The sequence below is a fragment of the Streptomyces sp. NBC_00209 genome (assembly GCF_045206345.1).
Classification (GTDB): Bacteria; Actinomycetota; Actinomycetes; order Streptomycetales; family Streptomycetaceae; genus Streptomyces.
This window is the reverse complement of sequence record NZ_CP108121.1, coordinates 2,985,312-3,006,215: the sequence shown is the minus strand read 5'-3', so window position 1 is coordinate 3,006,215 and position 20,904 is coordinate 2,985,312. Positions and strand designations below refer to the sequence as shown.

Annotated in this window: 15 protein-coding genes; 10 read left to right on the top strand and 5 right to left on the bottom strand. The window is 74.4% G+C overall.

Annotation, left to right across the window (positions count from 1 at the left end; genetic code table 11):
* The first annotated feature begins 33 nt into the window (after window positions 1-33).
* Window positions 34-579, top strand: coding sequence for a GNAT family N-acetyltransferase (locus tag OG867_RS13350; RefSeq protein ID WP_406285293.1), 546 nt, complete (start codon window positions 34-36; stop codon window positions 577-579).
* On the opposite strand, the gene OG867_RS13345 is transcribed toward OG867_RS13350, so the two are convergent.
* On the bottom strand, window positions 576-1,892 hold the full coding sequence (locus tag OG867_RS13345; protein WP_406285290.1) for an MFS transporter: 1,317 nt from the start codon (window positions 1,890-1,892) through the stop codon (window positions 576-578). The genes OG867_RS13350 and OG867_RS13345 overlap by 4 nt on opposite strands.
* A 207-nt stretch (window positions 1,893-2,099) precedes the next feature.
* On the opposite strand from OG867_RS13345, the gene OG867_RS13340 reads away from it, so the two are divergent.
* From OG867_RS13340 to OG867_RS13315, 6 genes are all read left to right on the top strand, one after another.
* Entirely contained in the window at window positions 2,100-3,749 is a 1,650-nt protein-coding gene (locus tag OG867_RS13340; RefSeq protein WP_406285288.1) for a condensation domain-containing protein, read from the top strand.
* A 4-nt stretch (window positions 3,750-3,753) separates the two neighbouring features.
* Window positions 3,754-4,536 (top strand): thioesterase II family protein, encoded by a 783-nt coding sequence (locus tag OG867_RS13335; protein ID WP_406285286.1) that lies wholly within the window; start codon window positions 3,754-3,756, stop codon window positions 4,534-4,536.
* The gene (locus OG867_RS13330; protein ID WP_328901590.1) at window positions 4,533-4,799 is read left to right on the top strand and encodes an acyl carrier protein; all 267 of its coding nucleotides are present in this window, start codon (window positions 4,533-4,535) and stop codon (window positions 4,797-4,799) included. The genes OG867_RS13335 and OG867_RS13330 overlap by 4 nt, the downstream gene beginning before the upstream one ends.
* Before the next feature lie 223 nt (window positions 4,800-5,022).
* Window positions 5,023-11,265 carry an amino acid adenylation domain-containing protein gene (locus tag OG867_RS13325; RefSeq protein ID WP_406290940.1) on the top strand — a complete coding sequence of 2,081 codons (6,243 nt, stop codon included), beginning with the start codon at window positions 5,023-5,025 and terminating at the stop codon, window positions 11,263-11,265.
* On the top strand, window positions 11,265-11,471 hold the full coding sequence (locus OG867_RS13320; RefSeq protein ID WP_328901592.1) for an MbtH family protein: 207 nt from the start codon (window positions 11,265-11,267) through the stop codon (window positions 11,469-11,471). The genes OG867_RS13325 and OG867_RS13320 overlap by 1 nt, the downstream gene beginning before the upstream one ends.
* 39 nt (window positions 11,472-11,510) lie before the next feature.
* A complete protein-coding gene (locus OG867_RS13315; RefSeq protein WP_328901593.1) occupies window positions 11,511-12,767 on the top strand; it encodes a beta-ketoacyl-ACP synthase II in 1,257 nt (418 codons plus the stop codon).
* A 39-nt stretch (window positions 12,768-12,806) separates the two neighbouring features.
* On the opposite strand, the gene OG867_RS13310 is transcribed toward OG867_RS13315, so the two are convergent.
* Window positions 12,807-14,195 carry an ATP-binding protein gene (locus OG867_RS13310; RefSeq protein WP_406285283.1) on the bottom strand — a complete coding sequence of 463 codons (1,389 nt, stop codon included), beginning with the start codon at window positions 14,193-14,195 and terminating at the stop codon, window positions 12,807-12,809.
* Window positions 14,196-14,296: 101 nt separating this feature from the next.
* Window positions 14,297-14,668 (bottom strand): aspartate 1-decarboxylase, encoded by a 372-nt coding sequence (gene panD, locus OG867_RS13305; RefSeq protein ID WP_328901595.1) that lies wholly within the window; start codon window positions 14,666-14,668, stop codon window positions 14,297-14,299.
* A gap of 488 nt (window positions 14,669-15,156) precedes the next feature.
* Here panD and OG867_RS13300 point away from each other — a divergent pair, with 488 nt between their 5' ends.
* A complete protein-coding gene (locus OG867_RS13300; RefSeq protein WP_328901596.1) occupies window positions 15,157-15,423 on the top strand; it encodes a hypothetical protein in 267 nt (88 codons plus the stop codon).
* 1 nt (window position 15,424) lies between these two features.
* Here the strand turns inward: OG867_RS13300 and OG867_RS13295 are convergent, their stop codons facing one another.
* The gene (locus OG867_RS13295) at window positions 15,425-16,402 is read right to left on the bottom strand and encodes a LuxR C-terminal-related transcriptional regulator (protein WP_406285281.1); all 978 of its coding nucleotides are present in this window, start codon (window positions 16,400-16,402) and stop codon (window positions 15,425-15,427) included.
* 198 nt (window positions 16,403-16,600) lie between these two features.
* Window positions 16,601-18,325, bottom strand: a complete 1,725-nt coding sequence (locus tag OG867_RS13290; RefSeq protein WP_406285279.1) for an acyl-CoA dehydrogenase family protein — start codon at window positions 18,323-18,325, stop codon at window positions 16,601-16,603.
* Between the two features lie 216 nt (window positions 18,326-18,541).
* On the opposite strand from OG867_RS13290, the gene OG867_RS13285 reads away from it, so the two are divergent.
* The gene (locus OG867_RS13285) at window positions 18,542-19,591 is read left to right on the top strand and encodes a ferritin-like domain-containing protein (RefSeq protein ID WP_406285277.1); all 1,050 of its coding nucleotides are present in this window, start codon (window positions 18,542-18,544) and stop codon (window positions 19,589-19,591) included.
* A gap of 43 nt (window positions 19,592-19,634) precedes the next feature.
* Window positions 19,635-20,897 carry a beta-ketoacyl-[acyl-carrier-protein] synthase family protein gene (locus tag OG867_RS13280; RefSeq protein WP_406285275.1) on the top strand — a complete coding sequence of 421 codons (1,263 nt, stop codon included), beginning with the start codon at window positions 19,635-19,637 and terminating at the stop codon, window positions 20,895-20,897.
* Window positions 20,898-20,904 lie beyond the last annotated feature (7 nt).

Sequence of the window (20,904 nt, the reverse complement as noted above, 5' to 3'; positions counted from 1 at the left end):
GTGACCGGGGAGCACCCGGATAGGGTCCCCACCATGACCAGCAGCGCCACGCCTCCCTTCCCCCAGCACGTCGAACTCACGGGTGAGGGGCTCGTCCTGCGTGACTGGACCGAGGACGACCTCGCCGCCATGCCGGAGCTGTTCGACCACCCGGACATCGCGTACTGGACGCCGATCGTCTCGCCCTTCGACGCCGAGGCCGCCCGCGCACGGCTGGCGAAGGCCCGTCAGCTGCGGGCGGACGGCACCGCCGTCCTGCTCGCCGTCACGCTCGACGGCGGCGCCCCGCTCGGCGAGGTCATGCTGCGGCGCGCCCCCGAGGGCACGGAGCTCGGTTACGCGGTCGGCCCCGCCCACCGAGGGCAGGGGCTCGCCGGGCGGGCGGTGCGGGTGATGGCCGCGTACGCCTTCGAGGAGCTGGGCGTCGACCGGGTCATCCTGGAACTGGAGGCGGAGAACGCGGCCAGCGTCGCCGTCGCCGCCGCGAACGGCTTCCGGCTGCTCGGCGTACCGCTCATCGAGGGCGAGGAGAAGGGGCGCCCGTACGCCCTCCAGACCTGGGCGCTCGACAGGCCCTAGACCCCCGCCCCCGCCCGGGCCTCCGGCACCGGCAGTTCCTCCACCGCGTCCACCGGCTCGTCCAGCACCCGCAGGGAGCGGGTCAGGTGCAGGGTGACCGCCAGCGCGGCCATCAGCACCATCAGGAACAGCACCGCGCCCTGCACCCCGAATTGGTCGCCCAGGAAGCCGGCGGCCAGCGGGCCCGTCCATTGCAGGGCCTGCATGCCGAAGCGGCTCACGGCGGAGACCCGGCCGCTGTACTCGTCGGGCACGAGCCGGACCTCGTACGTCTCCAGGATCACGTTCAGCGGGACCATCGCCGCCGTCGCCACGAGCAGCACCGCGCCGATCTGCCAGGGCTCGGGGACCAGGGCGACCACGGCGAAGGACTCCACGAAGACCCAGGCGGAGACCAGCAGGGCGGTCCGGGCGCGGACCCGGGCCAGCAGGACCGGGCCGATCACCGCGCCGACGACCCCGCCGACCAGGGCCGTCGCGTTGACGAAGCCGATGGTCTGCGGGTCGCCGCCGCGGTGCTTCACGAGGGCGATCAGCAGCAGGAAGAAGCCCTGGGCGACCGCGTTGAGCAGCGCCACCCAGATCACCGTGAACCGCAGATAGGCGTGGTCGCGGACGAAGCGGTAGCCGGCCACCACGTCCTGGCCGATGCCGGGGCGCTCCGCCCCCGGTTCGCGGTCCGGGCCGAGCGGGCGGCGGATGAGCGCGGCGCCCAGGGACGCGAAGAGGAACGACACCGCGTCCGCCAGGAAGGGTGCCCAGCGCGCCGCCGAGAACAGCAGCCCGCCCAGCGGGGCGCCGATGACCCGGGCCGCCATGTCCCGGCCCATCGAGCGGGCGGTGGCCTCCCCGATCTGCTCCTTCGGCACGATCCGGCGCAGCGAGGGGATCGTCGACCCCGAGGTGATCCCGGACGCGGCACCGGCCACGCAGGCCAGGGCGGAGAGCAGCCACACCGCAGCGTCGCCCCGGTGGACCGCGTACGCGACCGCGCCGAGCGCCGCCGCCTGCACCAGGGGGCCGGTGATCAGGATGAGCCGGCGGGAGACGCGGTCCGCGAGGGCGCCGCCGAGAAGCGTGGTCGCGAGGGTGCCGACCATGGTGGCGGCGGTGATCACCCCGGCCCGGGCGACCGATCCGGTGGCGTACAGGATCAGCAGCGGGAAGGCGATGTTGGAGACGCTGGTGCCGAGCGCGGAGAGGCCGTGCCCCGTCCACCAGCCGACGTAGTCCCGGTTGCGCCACAGCGAGACCCGGGCGCCGGCGGGCGGATCGTCCTGGGGCTGCCCCGTCTCCGTACCGTCACGTCGCATGCCCTGGGGTTCCTTTCGGCGGGGTTTCGCGCACTGGTCCCATTCGATGCTGCCGGGGGGAAACACCGCCGACCAGGCAACGAACCGGCAGTACGGGGCCGTTCGGCGCGGGCCGTCAGTTGCCGGGTTCCTGCCTGGAAGCGGTTCCCGGGCGTTGGCAGGATCGCCGTGGACCCGCCCCCCGCAGACGTACAGAGGAGACCCGCCATGCCCGCCAGCACCGGCCCCCATGCCGTCGTCCCGCTCGCGGCGACCGTCGCAGCGGAGGGGGTGGCGGCCGGTGACCCCGGCCGTCCGGAGCGGGGCGGGGACGCGGTGGGGCGGGGGCTGCCCGAGATCCGGGCGGCCGTCGCCGCCGCGCTCGCCGGGGTCACCGGGCTGGCCGCCGACGACGTGCCCTGGGACACCGGGCTGACCGCGCTCGGCGTGACCTCGCTGGAGATCGGCCGCGTCTGCGCCCGGCTCGGCGACGCGCTCGGGCGGCCAGTGCCGATCTCGCAGATCTACCGGCAGCGGACCGCCGCCGGGCTCGCGGAGTGGATCCACGCCACGGACGGGCGGCCGCACGCGGCGGCCGGTGCGGGCGTGCGGGCCGGTGACGACGCGCGCGCCCCGCTCTCGCCGACACAGACCTTCATGTTCATGAAGCACGTCTTCAAGCCCGACGACCTGTCGCTGCACTCGGTGCGCTGCTGGCGTATCGAGGGCCGCCCCGACCGGGCCGCGCTGGCCGCCGCCGTGGAGTACCTGCACCGCAGGCACCGCTATCTGGGCGCCGAATACCTCTTCCAGGAGCAGCCCTACGTCCGCCCCGCCGACCTGCCCGCCCCGCCGCTCGGCGCGTTCCTCGCGGACACCGAGGAGGAGGCGAAGGACGTGCTCGCCCGTGAACTGGCCAAGCCCTTCCGGCTGGTGCGCGGCGACGTGTGGCGGCCGGTCTTCGTGGCGGTGCGCCAGGCGCACGTCACCCTGTTCGGATACGCCGTCCACCACGTGGCGTTCGACGGCGGCTCGTCCGAGGTCCTGGCGCACGACCTGTCGGCCGCCTACAACGCGTACGCCGAGGGCCGGACGCCCGATCTGGAGCCCGCCCCCGGTCCGCGCGAGGTGGCCGAGGCACTGGAGGCGCATCTGCCGTACGTGGACCTCGACGCCCAGCGCGAGTACTGGCGGCGCACGATCAACGGCATGACCCCGCTGGAGTACCCGGGCGGTGCGGAGGCGCCGCGCGGGACGCCCTGCCGGATGACCGACCTGCCGCTGCCCGCCGGGCTCGCCGACGGGGTGCGGGGGCTGGCGCAGCGCCACGGGGTCAGCCCGTTCGCCGTGTATCTGAGCGCGTACGGGCAGGCCATGGCGGAGCTCATCGGCGAGCACGACTTCGGCGTCGGCACGCCCGTCAACCGGCGCGGCAACAACGTCCTGAGCCGGGCCGCGGGCTGCCTCATCGACATCCTGCCGCTGCGGCCCAGGACCGACCCGGACGCCTCGCCCGCCGCGTCGATCGCCGCCACCGCGGCGGCCGTCGCGGAGGCGTTCTCCGCGCAGGACCTGTCGATCTCGGAGATCGCCGGGCTCCAGCTGAAGACGGAGTCCACGGACCGCAACCGGATGTTCCAGACGATGTTCGTGCTCCAGGACAACGGCCTGGGCGAACTGGCCCTGAAGGGGCTGCCGTCGCAGTTCTTCCGGCCGCGCTACCCCGGGGTCTCCGGCGAGGTGCACGCCGAGGTCTGGCCGGCCGCCGGGGCGCACGGGCGGCTGGTGATCGGCTACCACCCGGACCGGACGTCCGGCGCCTTCTGCGACCGGCTCGCCGCGTCCATGCTCGACCGGCTCACCGGCTACCTGGCCTGATCCGATGACCACGTCCGGGGACAACCCGTGGATCGGCAGCCGGTTCGGAGCCGTGGACCGGCCGCGTACGCGGGTGATCTGCCTGCCGCAGTCGGGCGCGGGGCCCGCCGCGTTCACCGCCTGGCGGCCCCATCTGCCGTCCGGCGTCGAGATCGCCACCGTGACCCTGCCCGGCCGCGGCCCCCGGACCGCCGAGCCGCTGCCCCCGGACCCGGACACCGTGACGCGCCGGCTGCTGGACGGGCTGCTCCCCGAACTCGACGTGCCGTACATCCTGTTCGGCCACAGCCTGGGCGCGCTGCTGGCCCATGCGGTGACCGCGCTGGCCGCCCGGGAGGGGGCGCCCGCACCGGCCGCGCTCGTCGTCTCCGGGTCGCGGGCGCCGCACACCCCGCCCGGGGCTTCGATCGCGGCGTACGACGATCAGGGCCTGGCCGACTGGCTGACCCGGATCGGCGGGCTGCCGCCGGAGCTGCTGCGGCACGGCGCGTACGCCGCGTACGTGTTCCGCACGGTCCGCGCCGACCTGGCGCTGGCCGAGCGGATCGTGACGGCCGGGCCGGTACGGGTCGGCTGCCCGCTCCATGTGTTCGGCGGGGTGGGCGACACGCTCGCACCGCCCGCCCTGATCGAGGAGTGGCGCGCCTGCGCGGCCGGCGGGCACACCACGACGCTGCTGCCCGGCGGGCACGGCTTCCCGCAGTCCGCACCGGCGGCGACCGTCGCCGCACTGGCCGGCTTCCTGCCGGCCCCCGCACATCCACGACAGGAAGGACCGCCCCGGTGACCACGACCGAGCAGACCGAAGCCATCCGTACCCAGGTGAGGGCCTATCTGACCGAGGAGCTGGCGACGCCCGTCGCCGACGACCTCAACATCTTCGGCGCGGGCCTCGCCAACTCGCTGTTCACCATCCAGCTCGTCACCTACGTGGAGCGCGCCTTCGGCGTCCAGGTCGGCACCGACGAGCTGGACGAAGTGCACTTCTGCTCCGTCGACGCGATCACCGCGTTCGTCGCGGCCAAGCCGTCCCGCCCCGCCGCCGTCTGACCATTCCATTCGCTCCCGCCGGAGGCCCGAAGTGAAGCCGTCGCCCCTAGGCCGTGTCCGTGAAGTCCCTTCTGACCCACGACGCCTGGCACGCACTCTCGCCGCACCGGCCGACATCCCTAGTACGTCCAGTACGAGGGATGTCGGCCGGCACGCCGAGAGCACGCACCAGACGCCGCAGGCCACGCCCTCCGGGCGTACGAAGGGGCTTCACGGACACGGCCTGGAAGCGGCCCTGCCCCTGTCGCCGTTGCAGGAAGGGATGCTCTTCCACGCCCTGTACGACGAGGAGGGCGTCGACGTCTACACGATCCAGGTCGCCTTCGGGCTGAGCGGGGCGCTCGACGCGGACCGGCTGCGGGCCGCGTGCGGGGCGCTCCTGGAACGGCATCCGGTGCTGCGGGCGGGCTTCCAGCAGCGGAAGACGGGCGAGCCCGTCCAGCTCGTACGGCGGCGGGTCGCGGTGCCCTGGACGGACCTCGACCTGAGCGCGCTCCCGGCGGACGAGCAGCAGGACCGGCTCGCCCGCTACCGGACCGACGACCGGGCCCGGGGCTTCGCCATGGGCCGCCCACCGCTGATCCGCTTCACCCTGGCCCGGCTCGCCGACGACGAGCACGTCATGATGCTGACCTACCATCACATCCTGCTCGACGCATGGTCGTTCCAGATCGTGCTGCGTGACCTGCTGGTGCTGTACGCGGCCGGGGGCGACGGCGGGGCGCTGCCGCCCGCGGTCCCCTTCGCCCGCTATCTCTCCTGGCTCGCCGGGCAGGACCGGGCCGCGTCCGAGGACGCCTGGGCCGAGGCGCTGGCCGGGCTCGGGGAGTCCACCCTCGTCGCGCCCGGCGCCGACGCGGCCGGGGGCGCCGCGATGCCCCGCATGGCCGCCGCCGAGCTGGCCGAGGAGACCACCGGGGCGCTCACCGCCGCCGCCCGCGCGGCCGGGCTCACCCTCAACTCCCTGGTCCTGGCCGCCTGGTCGCTGGTCCTCGGCGGGCTGACCGGGCGCTGGGACGTGGTCTTCGGCCAGACCGTGTCCGGCCGCCCGGCCGGGCTGGACGACGTGGAGGACATCGTCGGCCTGCTCATCAACGCCGCCCCGGTCCGGGTGCGACTCGACCCGCGCGAGGCGCTGGGCGCGCTGGCCGCCCGCGTCCAGCGGGAGCAGTCGGCCCTGGAACCGCACCACCACGTGGGCCTCGCCGATGTGCGGCGGAGAGCAGGGCTCGGCGAACTCTTCGACACCTCGGTGGCGTTCGGGAACGCCCCGATGAGCTGGGACGACGTGCGCGCCCCGGCCGGCGGACTGCGGCTGACCGCCGTCGAGGGCGACAGCTCGGCCGGCTCCACCCACTACCCGCTCAGCCTGATGGCCGTCCCCGGCAAGCGGCTGCGCCTTGAGGTCAACTACCGGCCGGACCTGTACGAGCAGGCCGACGCCGGGAGCGTCGCCGCCCGCGTCCGCCACCTCCTGGAGACCTGGCTCACCGCCCCGGACACCCCGGTGGGACGCGTCGCGCTGCTCACCCCGGACGAGCGGCACCAGGTGCTGGACACCTGGAACGACACCGCGCACCCGGTCGAGGACACCACCCTGCCCCGGATGTTCGCCGAGCAGGCGGCCCGTACGCCGGACGCCGTCGCCCTCGTCGCCGAGGACGCCACCCTGACGTACGCGGAGACCGCCGAGCGGGTCCGCGCCCTGGCCGCACGGCTGCGCGGGCACGGGGTCCGGCACGGCGACACCGTGGCCGTCGCGCTGCCCCGGTCGGCCGCCCTGGTCGTCGCCCTGCACGCGGTGCAGGCGGCGGGCGCCGCCTATGTGCCGGTCGACCCGGACCTCCCGGCCGAGCGGATCGGCCGGCTCCTGGAGGACGCCGCCCCCGCGCTGCTGCTCACCGGGACCGCGACGGCCGCCGCCCTGCCGGAGACGGACCTGCCCCGGCTGCTGCTGGACGCGCCGGGCGAGGACGTCTCCGCCGCGCCGGACGGGCCGGGGGAGACGGTGCCTGCGGCGGTCTCGTGGGACGGGCCGCGGGGGGAGAGCGCGGCCTACGTCATCTTCACGTCCGGGTCGACCGGGCGGCCCAAGGGCGTCATGGTGCCGCACGCCGCCGTGGTCAACCGGCTGCGCTGGATGCAGGACCGGTATCCGATCGGGCCCGGGGACCGGGTGCTCCAGAAGACCCCGTGCGGGTTCGACGTGTCGGTCTGGGAGTTCTTCTGGCCGCTGCACACCGGCGCCACCCTGGTCGTGGCGCGCCCGGACGGCCACAAGGACCCGGCCTACCTGGCGGAGCTCGTCCGGCGGGAGAACGTCTCCGTCGCCCACTTCGTCCCCTCGATGCTCCAGGTCTTCCTCCAGGAACCGGCCGCCGCGCGCCGCACCGGACTGCGGCGCGTCTTCTCCAGCGGCGAGGCGCTGCCCGTAGCCACCCAGAACCGCTTCCTGGACCTCCTCGGGCCGGAGGGGGCCGAGCTGCACAACCTGTACGGGCCGACCGAGGCGGCCGTCGACGTCACGTACTGGCAGTGCCGCCCGGACGCCGGGGCCGGGTCCGTGCCCATCGGCCGGCCCGTGTGGAACACCCGCCTGCTGGTGCTCGACAAGGCGCTGCTCCCCGTCCCGCCCGGTGTCCCCGGCGAGCTGTACCTCGCGGGCGCGCAGCTCGCCCACGGCTACGCGCACCGGCCCGTCCTCACCGCCGAGCGCTTCGTCGCCGACCCGTACGGGGAGCCCGGCACCCGCATGTACCGCACCGGTGACGTGGTGCGCTGGACGGCCGACGGGGTTCTGGAATACCTGGGCCGCAGCGACGACCAGGTCAAGATCCGGGGCCTGCGCGTCGAGCTCGGCGAGATCGACACCGTCCTGGCGGGCCACGCGTCGGTGGCCCAGGTCGCGACCGTGGTCCGGGAGGACCAGCCGGGCGTGAAGCGCCTGGTGGCCTACGTGGTGCCCGCGGGGGCTCCGGACGCCGAAGGACGTACGGCCGCGCTCACCGAGCACGCGGCCGGGGCCCTGCCCGAGTACATGGTGCCCGGGGCCGTCGTCTGGCTGGACCGGCTGCCGCTGACGCCGAACGGGAAGCTGGACCGCCGGGCGCTGCCCGCCCCGGCCGCCGTGACCGGCTCCGGCGGGCGGGCCCCCTCGGGGCACGCGGAGGAGACCCTGTGCGCGCTGTTCGCCGAGGTGCTGGGCGTCGCAGGACCCGGGGTGGACGACAGCTTCTTCGACCTCGGCGGCGACTCGATCGTCTCCATCCAACTGGTCGCCCGGGCCCGCAAGTCGGGCCTGGTGATCACCCCGAAGGACGTGTTCACGCACCGGACCGTCGCCGCGCTGGCCCGGGTCGCCCGGACGGTCGCCGACCGCCCGGCCGAGCACCCGGACGCGGGCGTCGGACCGCTCGGGCCCACCCCGGTCATGCACTGGCTCCGCGAGCGCGGCGGGCCCTCCGACGGCTTCCACCAGTCCGTCCTGGTCCGCGTCCCGCACCTGGGTACGACCGACCGGCTGGCCCGGGCGGTCCAGCGGCTCCTGGACCGGCACGACGCGCTCCGTATGCGCCGCCTGGCCACCGGACCGGACGGCCGGGACTGGGCCCTCGACATCGCCGCGCCCGGCACGGTCCGCGCCGAGGACCTGGTGCGCCGCCGCGAGGTCACCGGCCTCGGCCCGGACGCGCTGCGGGCGGCCGTCGCCGAGGAGTCCGCCGCCGCGCGCGACCGGCTCGACCCCGCCGCCCGCCGCCTGGCCGAGGCGGTCTGGTTCGACGCGGGCCCCGGCGCCGACGGCCGTCTCCTGCTCACCGTGCACCACCTCGCCGTGGACGGCGTCTCCTGGCGGGTCCTGCTGCCCGACCTGCACCGGGCCTGGGAGGGCGCCGCCGACGTCGGTACGGCCGAACTCGACCCCGTACACACCTCGTTGCGCACCTGGTCCGCGCGGCTGCACACGGCGGCGCTCGACCCCTGGCACACCGACCGGCTGCCGCTGTGGGAGGAGATCCTGTCCGGCGGAGACCCCGCCCTCGCCGCGCGCCCGCTCGACCCCGCGCGCGACGTGTACGGGACCGCCCGTTCGCTCACCCTGACCCTTCCGGCCGCGTACACCGAACCGCTGCTGACCGGAGTGCCCGCCGCCTTCCGGACCGGGATCAACGACATCCTGCTCACCGCGCTCGCCCTGGCCGTCGACTCCTGGCGCCGGGCGCGCGGGACGGACGGCGCGCGTGGCGTGCTCGTGGACCTGGAGGGACACGGCCGCGAGGAGATCGCGGACGGCCTCGACCCGTCGCGTACCGCCGGGTGGTTCACCAGCCTCTATCCCGTACGCGTGGACCCCGGCCCCGGCGACCTGAACCGGGCCGTGAAGCGGGTCAAGGAGCAGCTGCGGGCGATCCCCGACCACGGCATCGGCTACGGGCTGCTGCGCCACCTCAACCCGGACACGGCGGGTCCGCTCGCCGCGTACGAGGCCCCGCAGATCGGCTTCAACTACCTCGGCCGCGTCTCCGGACCCGGCGAAGGCGTGTGGGACATCGCCGCCGAGGCCGACGCCGTGGTGTCCGGGACCGATGACGGGCTGCCCATGCCGCACGTCATCGAGGTCAACGCCGCGACGCACGACCTGCCCGACGGGCCCCGCCTCACCGCGACCTGGTCCTGGCCCGGCGACCTGCTCACCGAGGCGGACGCGGCGGAGCTCGGCGAGGCGTGGTTCGCCGCCCTGCGCGCCCTCGTCGCCCACACCGCGCGGCCCGGGGCGGGCGGCCTCACCCCCTCCGACGTACCGCTGGTGGACATCGGGCAGGAGGAGCTGGAAACCCTGGAGGCCACCTGGCCCGCGGGCCCGCCCGCCGGACTGCTGCCCGCGACGCCGCTCCAGGAAGGGCTGCTGCACCACGCCCGGTACGACAGCGGGGCCGCCGACGTCTACCACGTCCAGCTCGTCGCCGAGCTCGAAGGCGCCCTGGACACCGGGGCCCTGCGCCGCGCCTGCCAGGCCCTCACCGACCGGCACGAGGCCCTGCGCACCGGATTCCTCCTCCTGGACTCCGGCGAACCCGTCCAGGCCGTCGCCGGACGCGTCGAAGTGCCCTGGGCCGAGCTGGACCTGACCCGCCCCGACGGCTCGTCGCCGCGCCCCCGCCTGGACGCCTTCCTCGCCCGTGACCGGCGGGCCCGGTTCGCCCTGGACCGGCCGCCGCTGCTGCGCTTCACGCTGCTCAGGACGGGGACGGACCGGCACGCCCTGGTCTTCACCAGCCACCACATCCTGACCGACGGCTGGTCCACCTCGGTGCTGCTGCGCGACCTGTTCACGCTGTACCTGAACGGCGGCGACCCCGCCGCGCTGCCCCGGCCCGTCCCCGCCCGGGAGTACGCCGCCTGGCTGGCGGGCCGGGACCGCGAGGCCGCCCGCGAGGCGTGGCGCACCGCGCTCAAGGGCCTGCCCGGGCCCTCCCTGATCGCCCCCGGCCACGACACCGGCACCCTGACGACCCTCCCCGAGCGGATCACCGCCGAACTGCCCCTGGACCTCACGGCCGCGCTCACCGCCGCCGCCCGCACGGCCGGGGTGACCCCGAACACCGTGGTCCAGGGCGCCTGGGGGCTGCTCCTCGCCGAGCTGACCGGGCGCCGGGACGTGGTGTTCGGCGCGACCGTCTCCGTCCGGCCGCCGGAACTGCCCGGCATCGAGGACATGGTCGGGCTGTACATCACCACCGTGCCGGTCCGCGTCGAGGCGGCCGACCCCGCCGAACCGCTGCGCGCCCTGCTCGTACGCGTACAGGCCGCCCAGGCCGAACTGGCCGACCACCACCACCTCGGACCCGCCGGCATCCAGCGCCTCGGGGGCGCCGGGCCGCTGTACGACACGTCGATCGTCTTCGAGAACTACCCGAGGGCCGGAGCCCTGCCCGCCGTGCCCGGCGCGGGCCTGCGCGTCGCCGGCTTCCACGGGCGGGACGCCTACCACTACCCGCTCAAGCTGATGGCCGTCCCCGGCGACCGCATGTACCTGGAGGTCAGCCACCGCGCCGAGCTGGTGGACGCCGGACAGGCCGCCGCCGTGCTGGACCGGCTCACCGCCCTGCTCACCGCCTTCGCCGAGGACCCGGAGACCGCGACCGGGGCGCTGCCCGGGACCGCGCTGCCCGTCCTGGCCGGGCGCGCCGCGCCCGACGCGCCGCCCGCCCCCGCCGCCGCTTCCCCGGCGCGCACCGAGGCCCTGTGCGCGCTGTTCGCCTCGGTGCTCGGGCGCGAACACCACGGCGCCGACGAGGACTTCTTCGACGCGGGCGGCGACTCGCTGCGGGCGCTCCGACTCGCCGGGCGCGTCCGGGAGGCGCTGGGCGCCGAGCCGGACCTCGTACAGCTCCACCGTTTCCGCACTCCGGCCGCCCTGGCCGCCGTGCTCGTTCCCGTACGGGACAACCAGGAAGGAAGTCAGTGATGGCGAATCCGTTCGACGACGAGGAGGGGGCCTTCGTGGTCCTGGTCAACGACGAGGGGCAGCACTCGCTGTGGCCGTCCTTCGCGGAGGTCCCGGCGGGCTGGGCCGTCGCGCACGGGGAGTCGGACCGGGCGGCGGCGCTCGCGTACATCGAGGCCAACTGGACCGATATGCGCCCGAAGAGCCTCATCGACGCCACCGCGTAACACCCCATCCCTTCGTACGCCGCTGAGGAGAACGCGTCCATGTCCCGCACCCTGCACGACGTCGTGGTCACCGGCCTCGGTGCCACCACCCCGCTCGGCGGCACCGCCCCGGCCACCTGGGAGGCGCTGCTCGCCGGGCGCAGCGGCGCCGTCGCGCTCACCGGGCGCTGGGCGAAGGACCTGCCGGTACGGATCGCCGCCCGGGCCGCCGTGGAGCCCACGTCCGTGCTGGACCGGATCGAGGCGCGGCGGATGGACCGGGCCGGGCAGTTCGCCGTCGTCGCGCTCCGCGAGGCGTGGGCGGACGCCGGGTTCACCGCCCCGGCCGGGAAGGACGGCGGCCCCGACGCCGACCGGACGGCGGCGGTCGTCGGCACCGCGTTCGGCGGGCTCGGCACCGCCCTCGCGGGCGAGGAGGTGCTGCGGACCGGCGGGCCCCGGAAGGTCTCCCCGATCGCGGTCCCGATGCTGATGGCCAACAGCCCGGCCGCCCAGGCCAGCATGGTCATCGGTGCCCGTGCCTGCGCGCAGGCCCCGGCCACCGCGTGCGCGGCGGGTGCCGAGGCCGTCGCTGCGGGGCTCGACCTGATCCGGCTCGGGCGCGCCGACGTGGTCGCGGTCGGCGGCAGCGACGCGGCGATCCATCCGCTGGCGATGGCCGGGTTCGCGAACATGACCGCGCTGTCCCGGCGCAACGAGGACCCGGAGCGGGCCTCGCGCCCCTTCGACGCGGGGCGGGACGGCTTCGTCATGGGGGAGGGGGCCGCGGTGCTGATCCTGGAACGGGCCGAGCACGCGCGGGCCCGGGGCGCCAGGATCTACTGCGAGGTCGCCGGGGCCGGGATGAGCGCGGACGCCCACCACATGGCCCGGCCCGAGCCCACCGGGAAGTCCCTGGCCCGGGCGATGGAGCGGGCCCTCGCGGACGGCGGCCTGACCACCGCGGACGTGGTCCAGATCGGGGCGCACGCCACCTCGACCCCGGGCGGCGACATGATCGAGAGCCGGGCGATCGGCGCGCTGTTCGGGCCGGGCGGGGTCCCCGTGTCGGCCGTCAAGTCGATGACGGGCCATCTGCTGGGCGCCGCCGGGGCGTTGTCCGCGGTGGCGGCGGTGCTCGCGCTGCGGGACCGGGTGGCTCCGGCCACCGTGAACATCGAGGAGCTGGACGAGACCATCGAGCTGGACGTGGTCCGCGCGGCCCCGCGCCCCCTGCCCGCCGGACCGGCCGCCGTGCTGAGCAACGCGTCGGGCTTCGGCGGCCACCAGGTGGCGCTGGCCCTGCGGGCGGGGTGAGGGGGAGGGGGCGCGGGGGGCGGTCTTCCGGCCGGCGGGTCAGGCGCCGAGCGTGCGGCCGGAATCCTGGTCGAGCGTGTCGATGTACGCCTTGATCCAGCCGTAGACCCGGTAGCCGTAGCGGGTGCCGCGGTGTACGCGGATCAGGGAGGCGTCGGCGAGCTCCGCCAGTCCGCAGACGACGCTGCCCGCCGTCCAGGCGCCCGCCGGGTGGTCGCTCACCACGTCCTCGACGGTGAACGAGTCGAAGGACCGGGCCAGGTGGTGCAGCAGGTCCCGCTGTTCGGCGGTGAGCAGGTCGTAGCTCCAGCGCACGCTGTCGGCGAGAGTCCTGTGGTGCGAGACCGCCGACAGGTCGAACCGGTCGAACATGTACAGCGCGGGACCGCTGTACAGCAGGGACTCCAGCGACACGGTCCGGATGCAGTGCGCGGCGGCCTCGATCGCGCGCGGCAGCCCGTCCAGGCGCCGGCACAGCTCGGCCACCTGGGGCAGCCGGCTGCCCAGGTCGAGCGTGGGCACGGTGGACCTGGCGCGGCGCAGGAAGAGCTCCACGGCGGCGGGGAGGGCGGCGCCGTCCCCCTGCGGGCTGCCGGTCGCCGCGTCCGCGCACGGCTCGCCCGCCGGGAGCGGGGACACCTCCCAGACGTCGGCGGACAGGACGGCCGGCGGCCGTCGTGAGGTGATCAGCACCCGCAGTCCGGGATGCGTCACGACGAGCCGCAGGACCAGCCGGGAGACCGTCGCGACGACGTGTTCCGCGTTGTCCACGACCAGCAGCAGGTCCAGCTCCCGGCCCGGGCCGCGGACGACCGCGTCCGCCAGGACCGCGTCCACGGCCCGGTGCACCTGGTCCCGCGCGGCGGCCGGGTCCGCCGACTCGGGGACGCACGGGCCGAGTTCGACCACTCCGACGCCGTCGCGGAAGCGTTCCTGGAGGCGGGCGGCGGCGGTCAGGGCGAGCCGGGTCTTGCCGACGCCGCCAGGCCCGGTGAGGACGAGCAGCCTGCCCCGGCGCATGGTGCCCAGGACATGGCGCAGGTCGTCGTCGCGCCCGGCCATGGCCTCGGTGAGCGGGCGGGGGCCGCGCCAGCGGTCGGGGTCGACCGGGTGCGGCCAGTGCCCGGAGGCGTCGCGCTGGCGGGGCAGGAAGAGCGGGGTGACCTCGTGGCCGGGGTGGAGGCCCTCGGCGCCGGCGAGTTCGGCGAGCGAGGTCCCGAAGGCGCCCAGCAGGAGGTCGACGGAGGCGCGGCGGGGCCGGTTGTTGGAGCCGGTCTCGATGTTGCGGATGGTGCGCACGCTGACCCCGGAGCGCTCCGCGAGCTCCTCCTGGGTCCAGCCGCGCGCCTGCCTTCGTTCGGCGAGCAGATGGCGCAGCCGGCGGACGTCCGGCGTCGCGGACATGGGCTGTTCGATGGCCTCGATCATGTGCAGATCCCCCGATTGTTTCTCGTGGCCGTGGCGGTGTGACGCCCCGCCCCGTCCGCCCGGGAGCGGGTAGGGGGCAGGGGGCGCCCGGTGTTACCGGGTCACGAGGAGGGGTCGCTGCCGACGTGGGCGATGCGGTTGGCCTCGTCCACGAAGACGACGCGCGGTTCCCGCTTGCCGATCTCGTCCTCCTCCACCGACCCGTAGGCGATGATGATGACGATGTCGCCCGGGGCGACCAGCCGCGCCGCCGCGCCGTTGATGCAGACGACGCCCGAGCCGCGCTCGCCCTCGATGATGTACGTCTCCAGGCGCGAGCCGTTGTTGACGTCCACGATGGCCACCTGCTCGCCGATCAGCAGGTCCGCCGCCTCCATGAGGACGGGGTCCAGGGTGAGCGAGCCCACGTAGTTCAGGTCGGCCTCGGTGACCGTCGCCCGGTGGATCTTGGACTTGAGCATGGTGCGGCGCATCGGGAAGTTCCCCCTTCGAAGCGGACCGGATTCCGGTGAAGCGAATGAGAGATGGAGGGAATCCGGCCAGATGTTGACGTTGGCGTTTCAGGTGGGGGTCGTCCGTACATGATGGAGGAAACCCCCGCCGGGTGGATTCTGCTCATGCGAACACACGCGCGGAAGGGGGTATTGGTGGCAGCATTTTCCCGGTGGCAGCACCGTGCCAAAGGCGTGGCTCGGGATCGGGCCGCCGGCCCGCCGCACCCCTCGCCATCTGCGGCGACGCTCGGCCCGGCGGCCGAGGTGGCATGAGGCTGCCGCTGGTCCTTTCCTGCCACCGGAAAACCTTTCCCGGCGCCCCCTTTTCACTCAGAATGGATCACGGACAGAGCCGAGTTACCCGTTGCCCTCCGGTTCCAGGACCACCGGGCGGGCGGGGATGACAATTGGGGGACAAAAACATGAGCAGCGCTGGTCGAATTCTTGGTTTCGCGACCGCCGCGGTTGTGTTCTCATTCGCTTCCCTGGGTGCGACCGCCCAGGCCGACACCGGCGCCGGTCCCGCGGACGCCGGGGTCTCCCTGCGCTGCGAGGGCGCCGGCGCGTCCCTCGAAGGGAACCTGAACTGGGACCTGGTGCCCGACGGGAACCTGAACTGGGACTCCGTGCCGGGCGGCCTGGACCTGGACCTCGGTCTCGACGCGGACCTGCCCGGTGGCAACCTCAACTGGGACTCGGCGCCGGTCTGCACCGTCGCCGCCGGGGTCAACTAGCTCAGAGCCAGCCGCGCTGCCCCGCCCGGAGACCGGCCTCGAACCGGCTCCGGGCGTTGAGGCGTTCGCTCAGATCGGCCGTCATCCTGCGCACCGTACGCAGGGATATGCCGAGGCTCTTGCTCGCGGCCGCGTCGGTGAGCCCCTGGGCGAGGAGCCGCAGCAACTCCTGTTCGCGCCGGGCGAGTCCGTGCTCGTCCAGCAACGCGCAGTGGTCGTGCCCGTCGCCGAGCGGGACGGCGTCCGCCCACACCCGTTCGAAGAGCTCGACCAGGGCCTTCACCACTCCGGGCGAGTTGATCTGGACGGCGCCCTTGCGGGTGTGGTCCGGGTCCATGGGTAGGATCGCCACCGCGCGGTCGATGACCGCCATCCGTATCGGCAGCACCGGCACGGTCCGGACCTGGCCGCCCATGCCGGTCAGCCAGCCCGCGTACTCCACGGTCGTCGGATCGTTGCGCACGCTGTCCAGATAGACCGTGCGCATCCGCACCCCACGCGCGATGACGTCGCTGTCGAGCGGCTTGCTCGCGGCCAGGCTGGCGGCCGACTGGCCGCCGCCCGGATTGAACGTCATGCACTCCTGCCGGGCCGCGTCCGCCAGATCCTGCATGCGCTCCTGTACGGAGTCCATGCCGATCAGGCGCTCCGCGTCCGGCTGCGAACGCGACGGGTACAGATGCCCGAACTCCGCCAGCATCGCGCGGATGTCCGCCCTGGTGCGCTCGTACTCCTTCTGCCGGTCGTGCAGTTCGGTGAGCTGGTCGCTCAACAAGGAGTACAGGCTCAGGTTCGGGTCCACGGGCCGCAGCTCGTCCTGGTACGGGACGGCCAGGAGCTTGCGGTCGATCAGCTGGTCGACTGCCCGCCGCACCTGCTCCTCGGTCAGATTCAGCCGCTGCCGCACATCGCTCGGCCGCAGCCCGTGGTTCTCGAGGATGAGCCGGTACACATCCTCTTCATGGGATTCGAAGCCCAATCTGCTCAGCATTGTTGTCCCCCACAACGCATACCGAGGGGTAACGCAATAGACGCGCACCCCCTAGGGGGCCCCTGTCCTCGGGCCCCTCGACCCGCAGGAGTGTAGCTCCGGTGAAGGGTTGACTGTAGGTGCGTGTATGCGTATATGTCCTACCCTTTTGGCGGCAGGGTTGGCCTAGCGCCGGTCAAAAGAGGGTCAAGAGACGGTAGGGAGAAGTGAGAAGTCTTCACCTTTCGCCAACGCTTCCTCCACACAACGCACAAACGCGTCCTGGTGCCGCTCCGCCGGCAGCCGGCCGGGCTCCAGCCGCTGTACGAGGCGCTGGAGCGCCAGAATCAGCCATCCGTCGCCGCGCACCGCGCTCCGCTCCCGCCCACCCCCGTACAGCCACGCGTACAGGCAGGACGCCGCCGCGTGCAGCACGCAGTGCCGGGCCGCCGCGCGGGCCGCCGCCACCGAGTCCGGGGCCCGGCCCGCGCCGGCCACCTCCGCGTACAGGGCCGCCCGGTGTGAGGTCAGCTCCGCCAGTACGAGAGCGAGTTCGGCGGCCGACTCCTCGTCCAGGCGCTCCTTCGCGACGACCGCCGCCTCCCGGACGGCATCCGTCCAGCCCCGGGTGATCTCGTCCTGCGCGGCGCTGGTGAGGTGCAGGGCGTCGCCGGACGGGGACCACACCGGCGCCTCGCGCGACCAGTCGAACAGGGCGCGCAGCACCTCGCGGCCGCCCTCGGCCGGCCGGTCCGCGACGGCGGCGACCGTCGGCAGCTGCGTGGCGATGCTGTGCAGATTGACGTGCGTCGTGCCCTCGAAGACCGTCGTGATGGCGTGGTCGCGGCGCAACTTCTGCAAGGCCCCCGAGGCGACGCCCTCGCGGAGGTACCCGCGCGCCCCGAGCACCTTGCCGATATGGTCCAGCACCTCCTCGCCCATCACCGGGACCAGGTACTTCACGACCGAGGACCACAGGCTCATCCGCGACGGCACCACCGACAGGGCCCGCGCCACGGGCAGGGCCACGCACTCGGCGATCAGGAGATCCAGATGGGCGCCCACCAGGTGCTCCCGCACCAACGGGATCTCCTTGACCGGTGACCCGTACAGCACCCGCTCACCGGCGTACCGCATCCCGATCCGCAGCGCCGAGTCCATGGTGCCCAGCGACATCGCGCCGATGGCGGTCCGGGTGATCTGGAGGGTCTTCAGCACCGAGGCGAGCCCCCGGTACGGCCGGCCGACCAGCGCCGAGCGCGGGATGCGGGCGTCGTGGAACGTGATCCCGCTCAGGTCGTGGCCGCGCAGACCGGCGCCCTTCACGAACGGGGTGTTCGTCCACGCCCCGTCCGCCAGCCGCTCCTTGTCCACCAGGAACAGCGAGAGCCCGCGCCCGTCGTGCTGGGCGAGGACGCTGACGAACCGCGACCTGGTCGCGTTGCCGACCGGCCACTTCTCGCCGTTGAGGACGATGTCGTCGCCGTCCGACACGGCGGTCGTGCCGGACGCCGCGAGGTCGCTGCCGTGGTCGCGCTCCGAGATGCCGAAGCAGGCCATGGCCCCGGCGGCCAGCCCCTCGGCCACCGGGGCCCGCTGCGCGTCGGTGCCCCACAGCCACACGGGCGCGGCGCCCAGCAGGGTCGAGCCGAACAGCACGGAGAAGGTGAGGTTGCGCCGGGCCAGGGTGCGGGTCAGCAGTAAGGCCGACTCCAGGTTCCGCAGCCGTCCGCCGTCGCCCTCGGGGACCAGGAAGTCGGCGAACCCCCAGTCCAGCAGCAGCTTCTTCGCCCCGGGGGGCAGTTCGTCGCGCTCCTCGGCCGCGACGATTCCGGCGAACGAGAAGGGTCCTTCGCCGTCGACGGGGTCGCCGAGGAGCCGTTCGAGGGAGGCGACGGCGTCGAGGGTGGGCCGGGCGTGCTCCAGGGTCATCGGAACAGCTCCATGAGGGTGGTGGGAGGTGGCGCCCGGGTTACGGGGGCGGGGGCGCCCATGCTCGGCGCGCGGGCGCGCGGGCCACCAGGCAACCGACCGGCAGTTGTTGATGCCCGCAAATTGCCCAGGGCCTTCCTGGCCGGGCGCCCCCGGGCGGGCGAGGGTGTGGGCCGGGGCCGACGGGCCACGGTGGATGAAAGGATCGCGTTCCCGATGACCGACGTTTCCGTTGAGGGCTCGGCCCCTCCGCGCGGCGAGGACGGCTCCGCCGACTCGACGCTCTTCACCCTCGACCGGGCCCGCGAGGACCTGATGGAGGTCGACGCCTCCATCCGCGCCTGCCTCACCTGGGACTACGACGGGCGCGACAGCCGTATCTGGAAGCTGTACCAGCGCAACAAGCAGAACCAGTGGGACGCCGACACGTACATCGACTGGAGCTACGACGTCCGCTTCGGTGCCCCGCTGTCCGACGACCAGAGCGCCGGCCTCGCCTCGTTCGTCGTCTCCGAGAACAGCCCCGTCCCCCGCGAACTGCTCAACAGCTTCCGCTGGGAGTACCAGGCGTGGATGGTCAGCCAGTTCCTGCACGGGGAACAGGGCGCCCTCGTCACCACGGCCCGGCTGGTGGAGACCGTCCCCGACCTGGAGGCGAAGGTGTACGCGGCCTCCCAGGTCGCCGACGAGGCCCGGCACGTCGAGGCGTTCGCCCGGTACATAGACGAGAAGATCGGCGTCTCCTACCCGATCAACCCCGGCCTCAAGGCCCTGCTGCGCGACCTGCTCGCCGAGTCCCGCTGGGACGTCGTCTACCTGGGCATGCAGGTCATCGTGGAGGGGCTCGCCCTGGCCGCCACCCGGCTCGCCAGCAGCGGCTTCGGCGACCCGCTGATCACCTCGATCACCCGGATGATCGCCAAGGACGAGGCCCGGCACATCGGCTTCGGCGTGGTCGCCCTCACCGGCCTCTACAACGACATGACGACCCGGGAGCGCGACGAGCGCGAGGCGTTCCTCCTGGAGGCCGTCCACCTGATGTCCCGCCGGTTCCTGCTGCGCGAGGTCTGGGAGAACATGGGCCTCGACGTCGAACAGGGCCTGGCCTTCGCCCGTACCGACCCGATGATGTTCGGCTACCGGCAGCTGCTGTTCCAGCAGGTGATCCACGTCCTGCGGCAGCTCGGCCTGCTCACCCCGAAGCTGCGCGAGCTGTTCCTCGCCGAGAACCTGGCCCGGCCCGAGGCCCTGCGTACCGCCGCCTAGGCCCTGTCGGGGCCCGCCCCGAAGCGGAAGGAGAGGGCCGCCGATGCCCGTCGCCCGTACGCGCCTGCCCGAGGTCGTCGTCACCGGCCTCGGCGCCACCACCCCGCTGGGCGGCGACGCCCCCAGCACCTGGGAGGGCATCGTCGCGGCCCGGTCCGCCGCCCGCGCCCTCACCGAGACCTGGGCCGACGGGCTGCCCGCCCGCATCGCCGCCCGGGCCGCCGTCGAACCCGACACCGTCCTGGACCGGACCCGGGCCCGCCGGCTCGACCGGGCCGCCCGGTTCGCGTGCGTCGCCGCCGAGGAGGCGTGGCGGGACGCCGGCTTCCGCGGCCCGGCCGGTGACCACGGGCAGCCGCCCGCCGAGCGCGTCGGCGTCGTCATGGGCAGCGGCATCGGGGGCGTCGGCGCCCTCCTGCGCGCCCAGGAGCAGCTGCGCACCGGACGGGAGCGCGCCATCTCCCCGTACACCGTGCCCATGGTCATGGTGAACGGCGCCGCCGGGGCGGTCAGCCTCGCGCTCAACGCCCGCGCCGCCGCGCACTCCCCGGCGGGGGCCTGCGCGGCCGGGGCCGAGGCGGTCGCGGCGGGCCTGGACATGATCCGGCTGGGCCGCGCCGACGTGGTCGCGGTCGGCGGCGGCGAGGCCGTCATCGGCCCGCTGACGCTCACCGCCTTCGCCTCGATGCACGCGGTGTCCCGGCGCAACGACGACCCGGCGGGCGCCTCCCGCCCCTACGACAAGCAGCGCGACGGCTTCGTCCTCGGCGAGGGCGCCGCCGTCCTCGTCCTGGAGTCCGCCGAGCACGCCCGGGCCCGGGGCGCCCGGGTCTACTGCGAGCTGGCGGGGGCCGGGGTGAGCGCGGACGCCCACCACATGGTGCGGCCCGAACCGGACGGGCTCGGTCTGGCGAGCGCCCTGCGCAAGGCACTCGCGGACGCCGGGCTGACCCCGGCGGACGTGGCGCACGTCAGCGCGCACGCCACGTCGACCCCGCAGGGCGACATCGCGGAGAGCCGGGCGCTCAACCACGTGCTGGGGGAGTCCGGTTACGCCGTCTCGGCCGTCAAGTCGGCCGCCGGCCACCTGATCGGCGGCTCCGGGGCACTGGGCGCGCTCGCCGCGGTCCTGTCCCTGCGCGACCGCACGGCCCCGCCCGTCGCGAACCTGGCCGACCTGGACGACGCCATCGCGCTGGACGTGGTGCGCACCGTGCCCCGCGCGCTGCCGGCCGGCGACCTCGCGGCCCTGTCCAACGCGGCGGGCTTCGGCGGCCACAACGTCGTGCTCGCGTTCCGCACCTGAACGCGGC

Bases quoted from the DNA above. Each gene is read 5' to 3' on its own strand.
- OG867_RS13350 (WP_406285293.1), top strand. From the start codon at position 34: ATGACCAGCAGCGCCACGCCTCCCTTCCCCCAGCACGTCGAACTCACG.
- OG867_RS13345 (WP_406285290.1), bottom strand. From the start codon at position 1,892: ATGCGACGTGACGGTACGGAGACGGGGCAGCCCCAGGACGATCCGCCC.
- OG867_RS13340 (WP_406285288.1), top strand. From the start codon at position 2,100: ATGCCCGCCAGCACCGGCCCCCATGCCGTCGTCCCGCTCGCGGCGACC.
- OG867_RS13335 (WP_406285286.1), top strand. From the start codon at position 3,754: ATGACCACGTCCGGGGACAACCCGTGGATCGGCAGCCGGTTCGGAGCC.
- OG867_RS13320 (WP_328901592.1), top strand. From the start codon at position 11,265: ATGGCGAATCCGTTCGACGACGAGGAGGGGGCCTTCGTGGTCCTGGTC.
- OG867_RS13315 (WP_328901593.1), top strand. From the start codon at position 11,511: ATGTCCCGCACCCTGCACGACGTCGTGGTCACCGGCCTCGGTGCCACC.
- OG867_RS13310 (WP_406285283.1), bottom strand. From the start codon at position 14,195: ATGATCGAGGCCATCGAACAGCCCATGTCCGCGACGCCGGACGTCCGC.
- panD (WP_328901595.1), bottom strand. From the start codon at position 14,668: ATGCGCCGCACCATGCTCAAGTCCAAGATCCACCGGGCGACGGTCACC.
- OG867_RS13290 (WP_406285279.1), bottom strand. From the start codon at position 18,325: ATGACCCTGGAGCACGCCCGGCCCACCCTCGACGCCGTCGCCTCCCTC.
- OG867_RS13285 (WP_406285277.1), top strand. From the start codon at position 18,542: ATGACCGACGTTTCCGTTGAGGGCTCGGCCCCTCCGCGCGGCGAGGAC.
- OG867_RS13280 (WP_406285275.1), top strand. From the start codon at position 19,635: ATGCCCGTCGCCCGTACGCGCCTGCCCGAGGTCGTCGTCACCGGCCTC.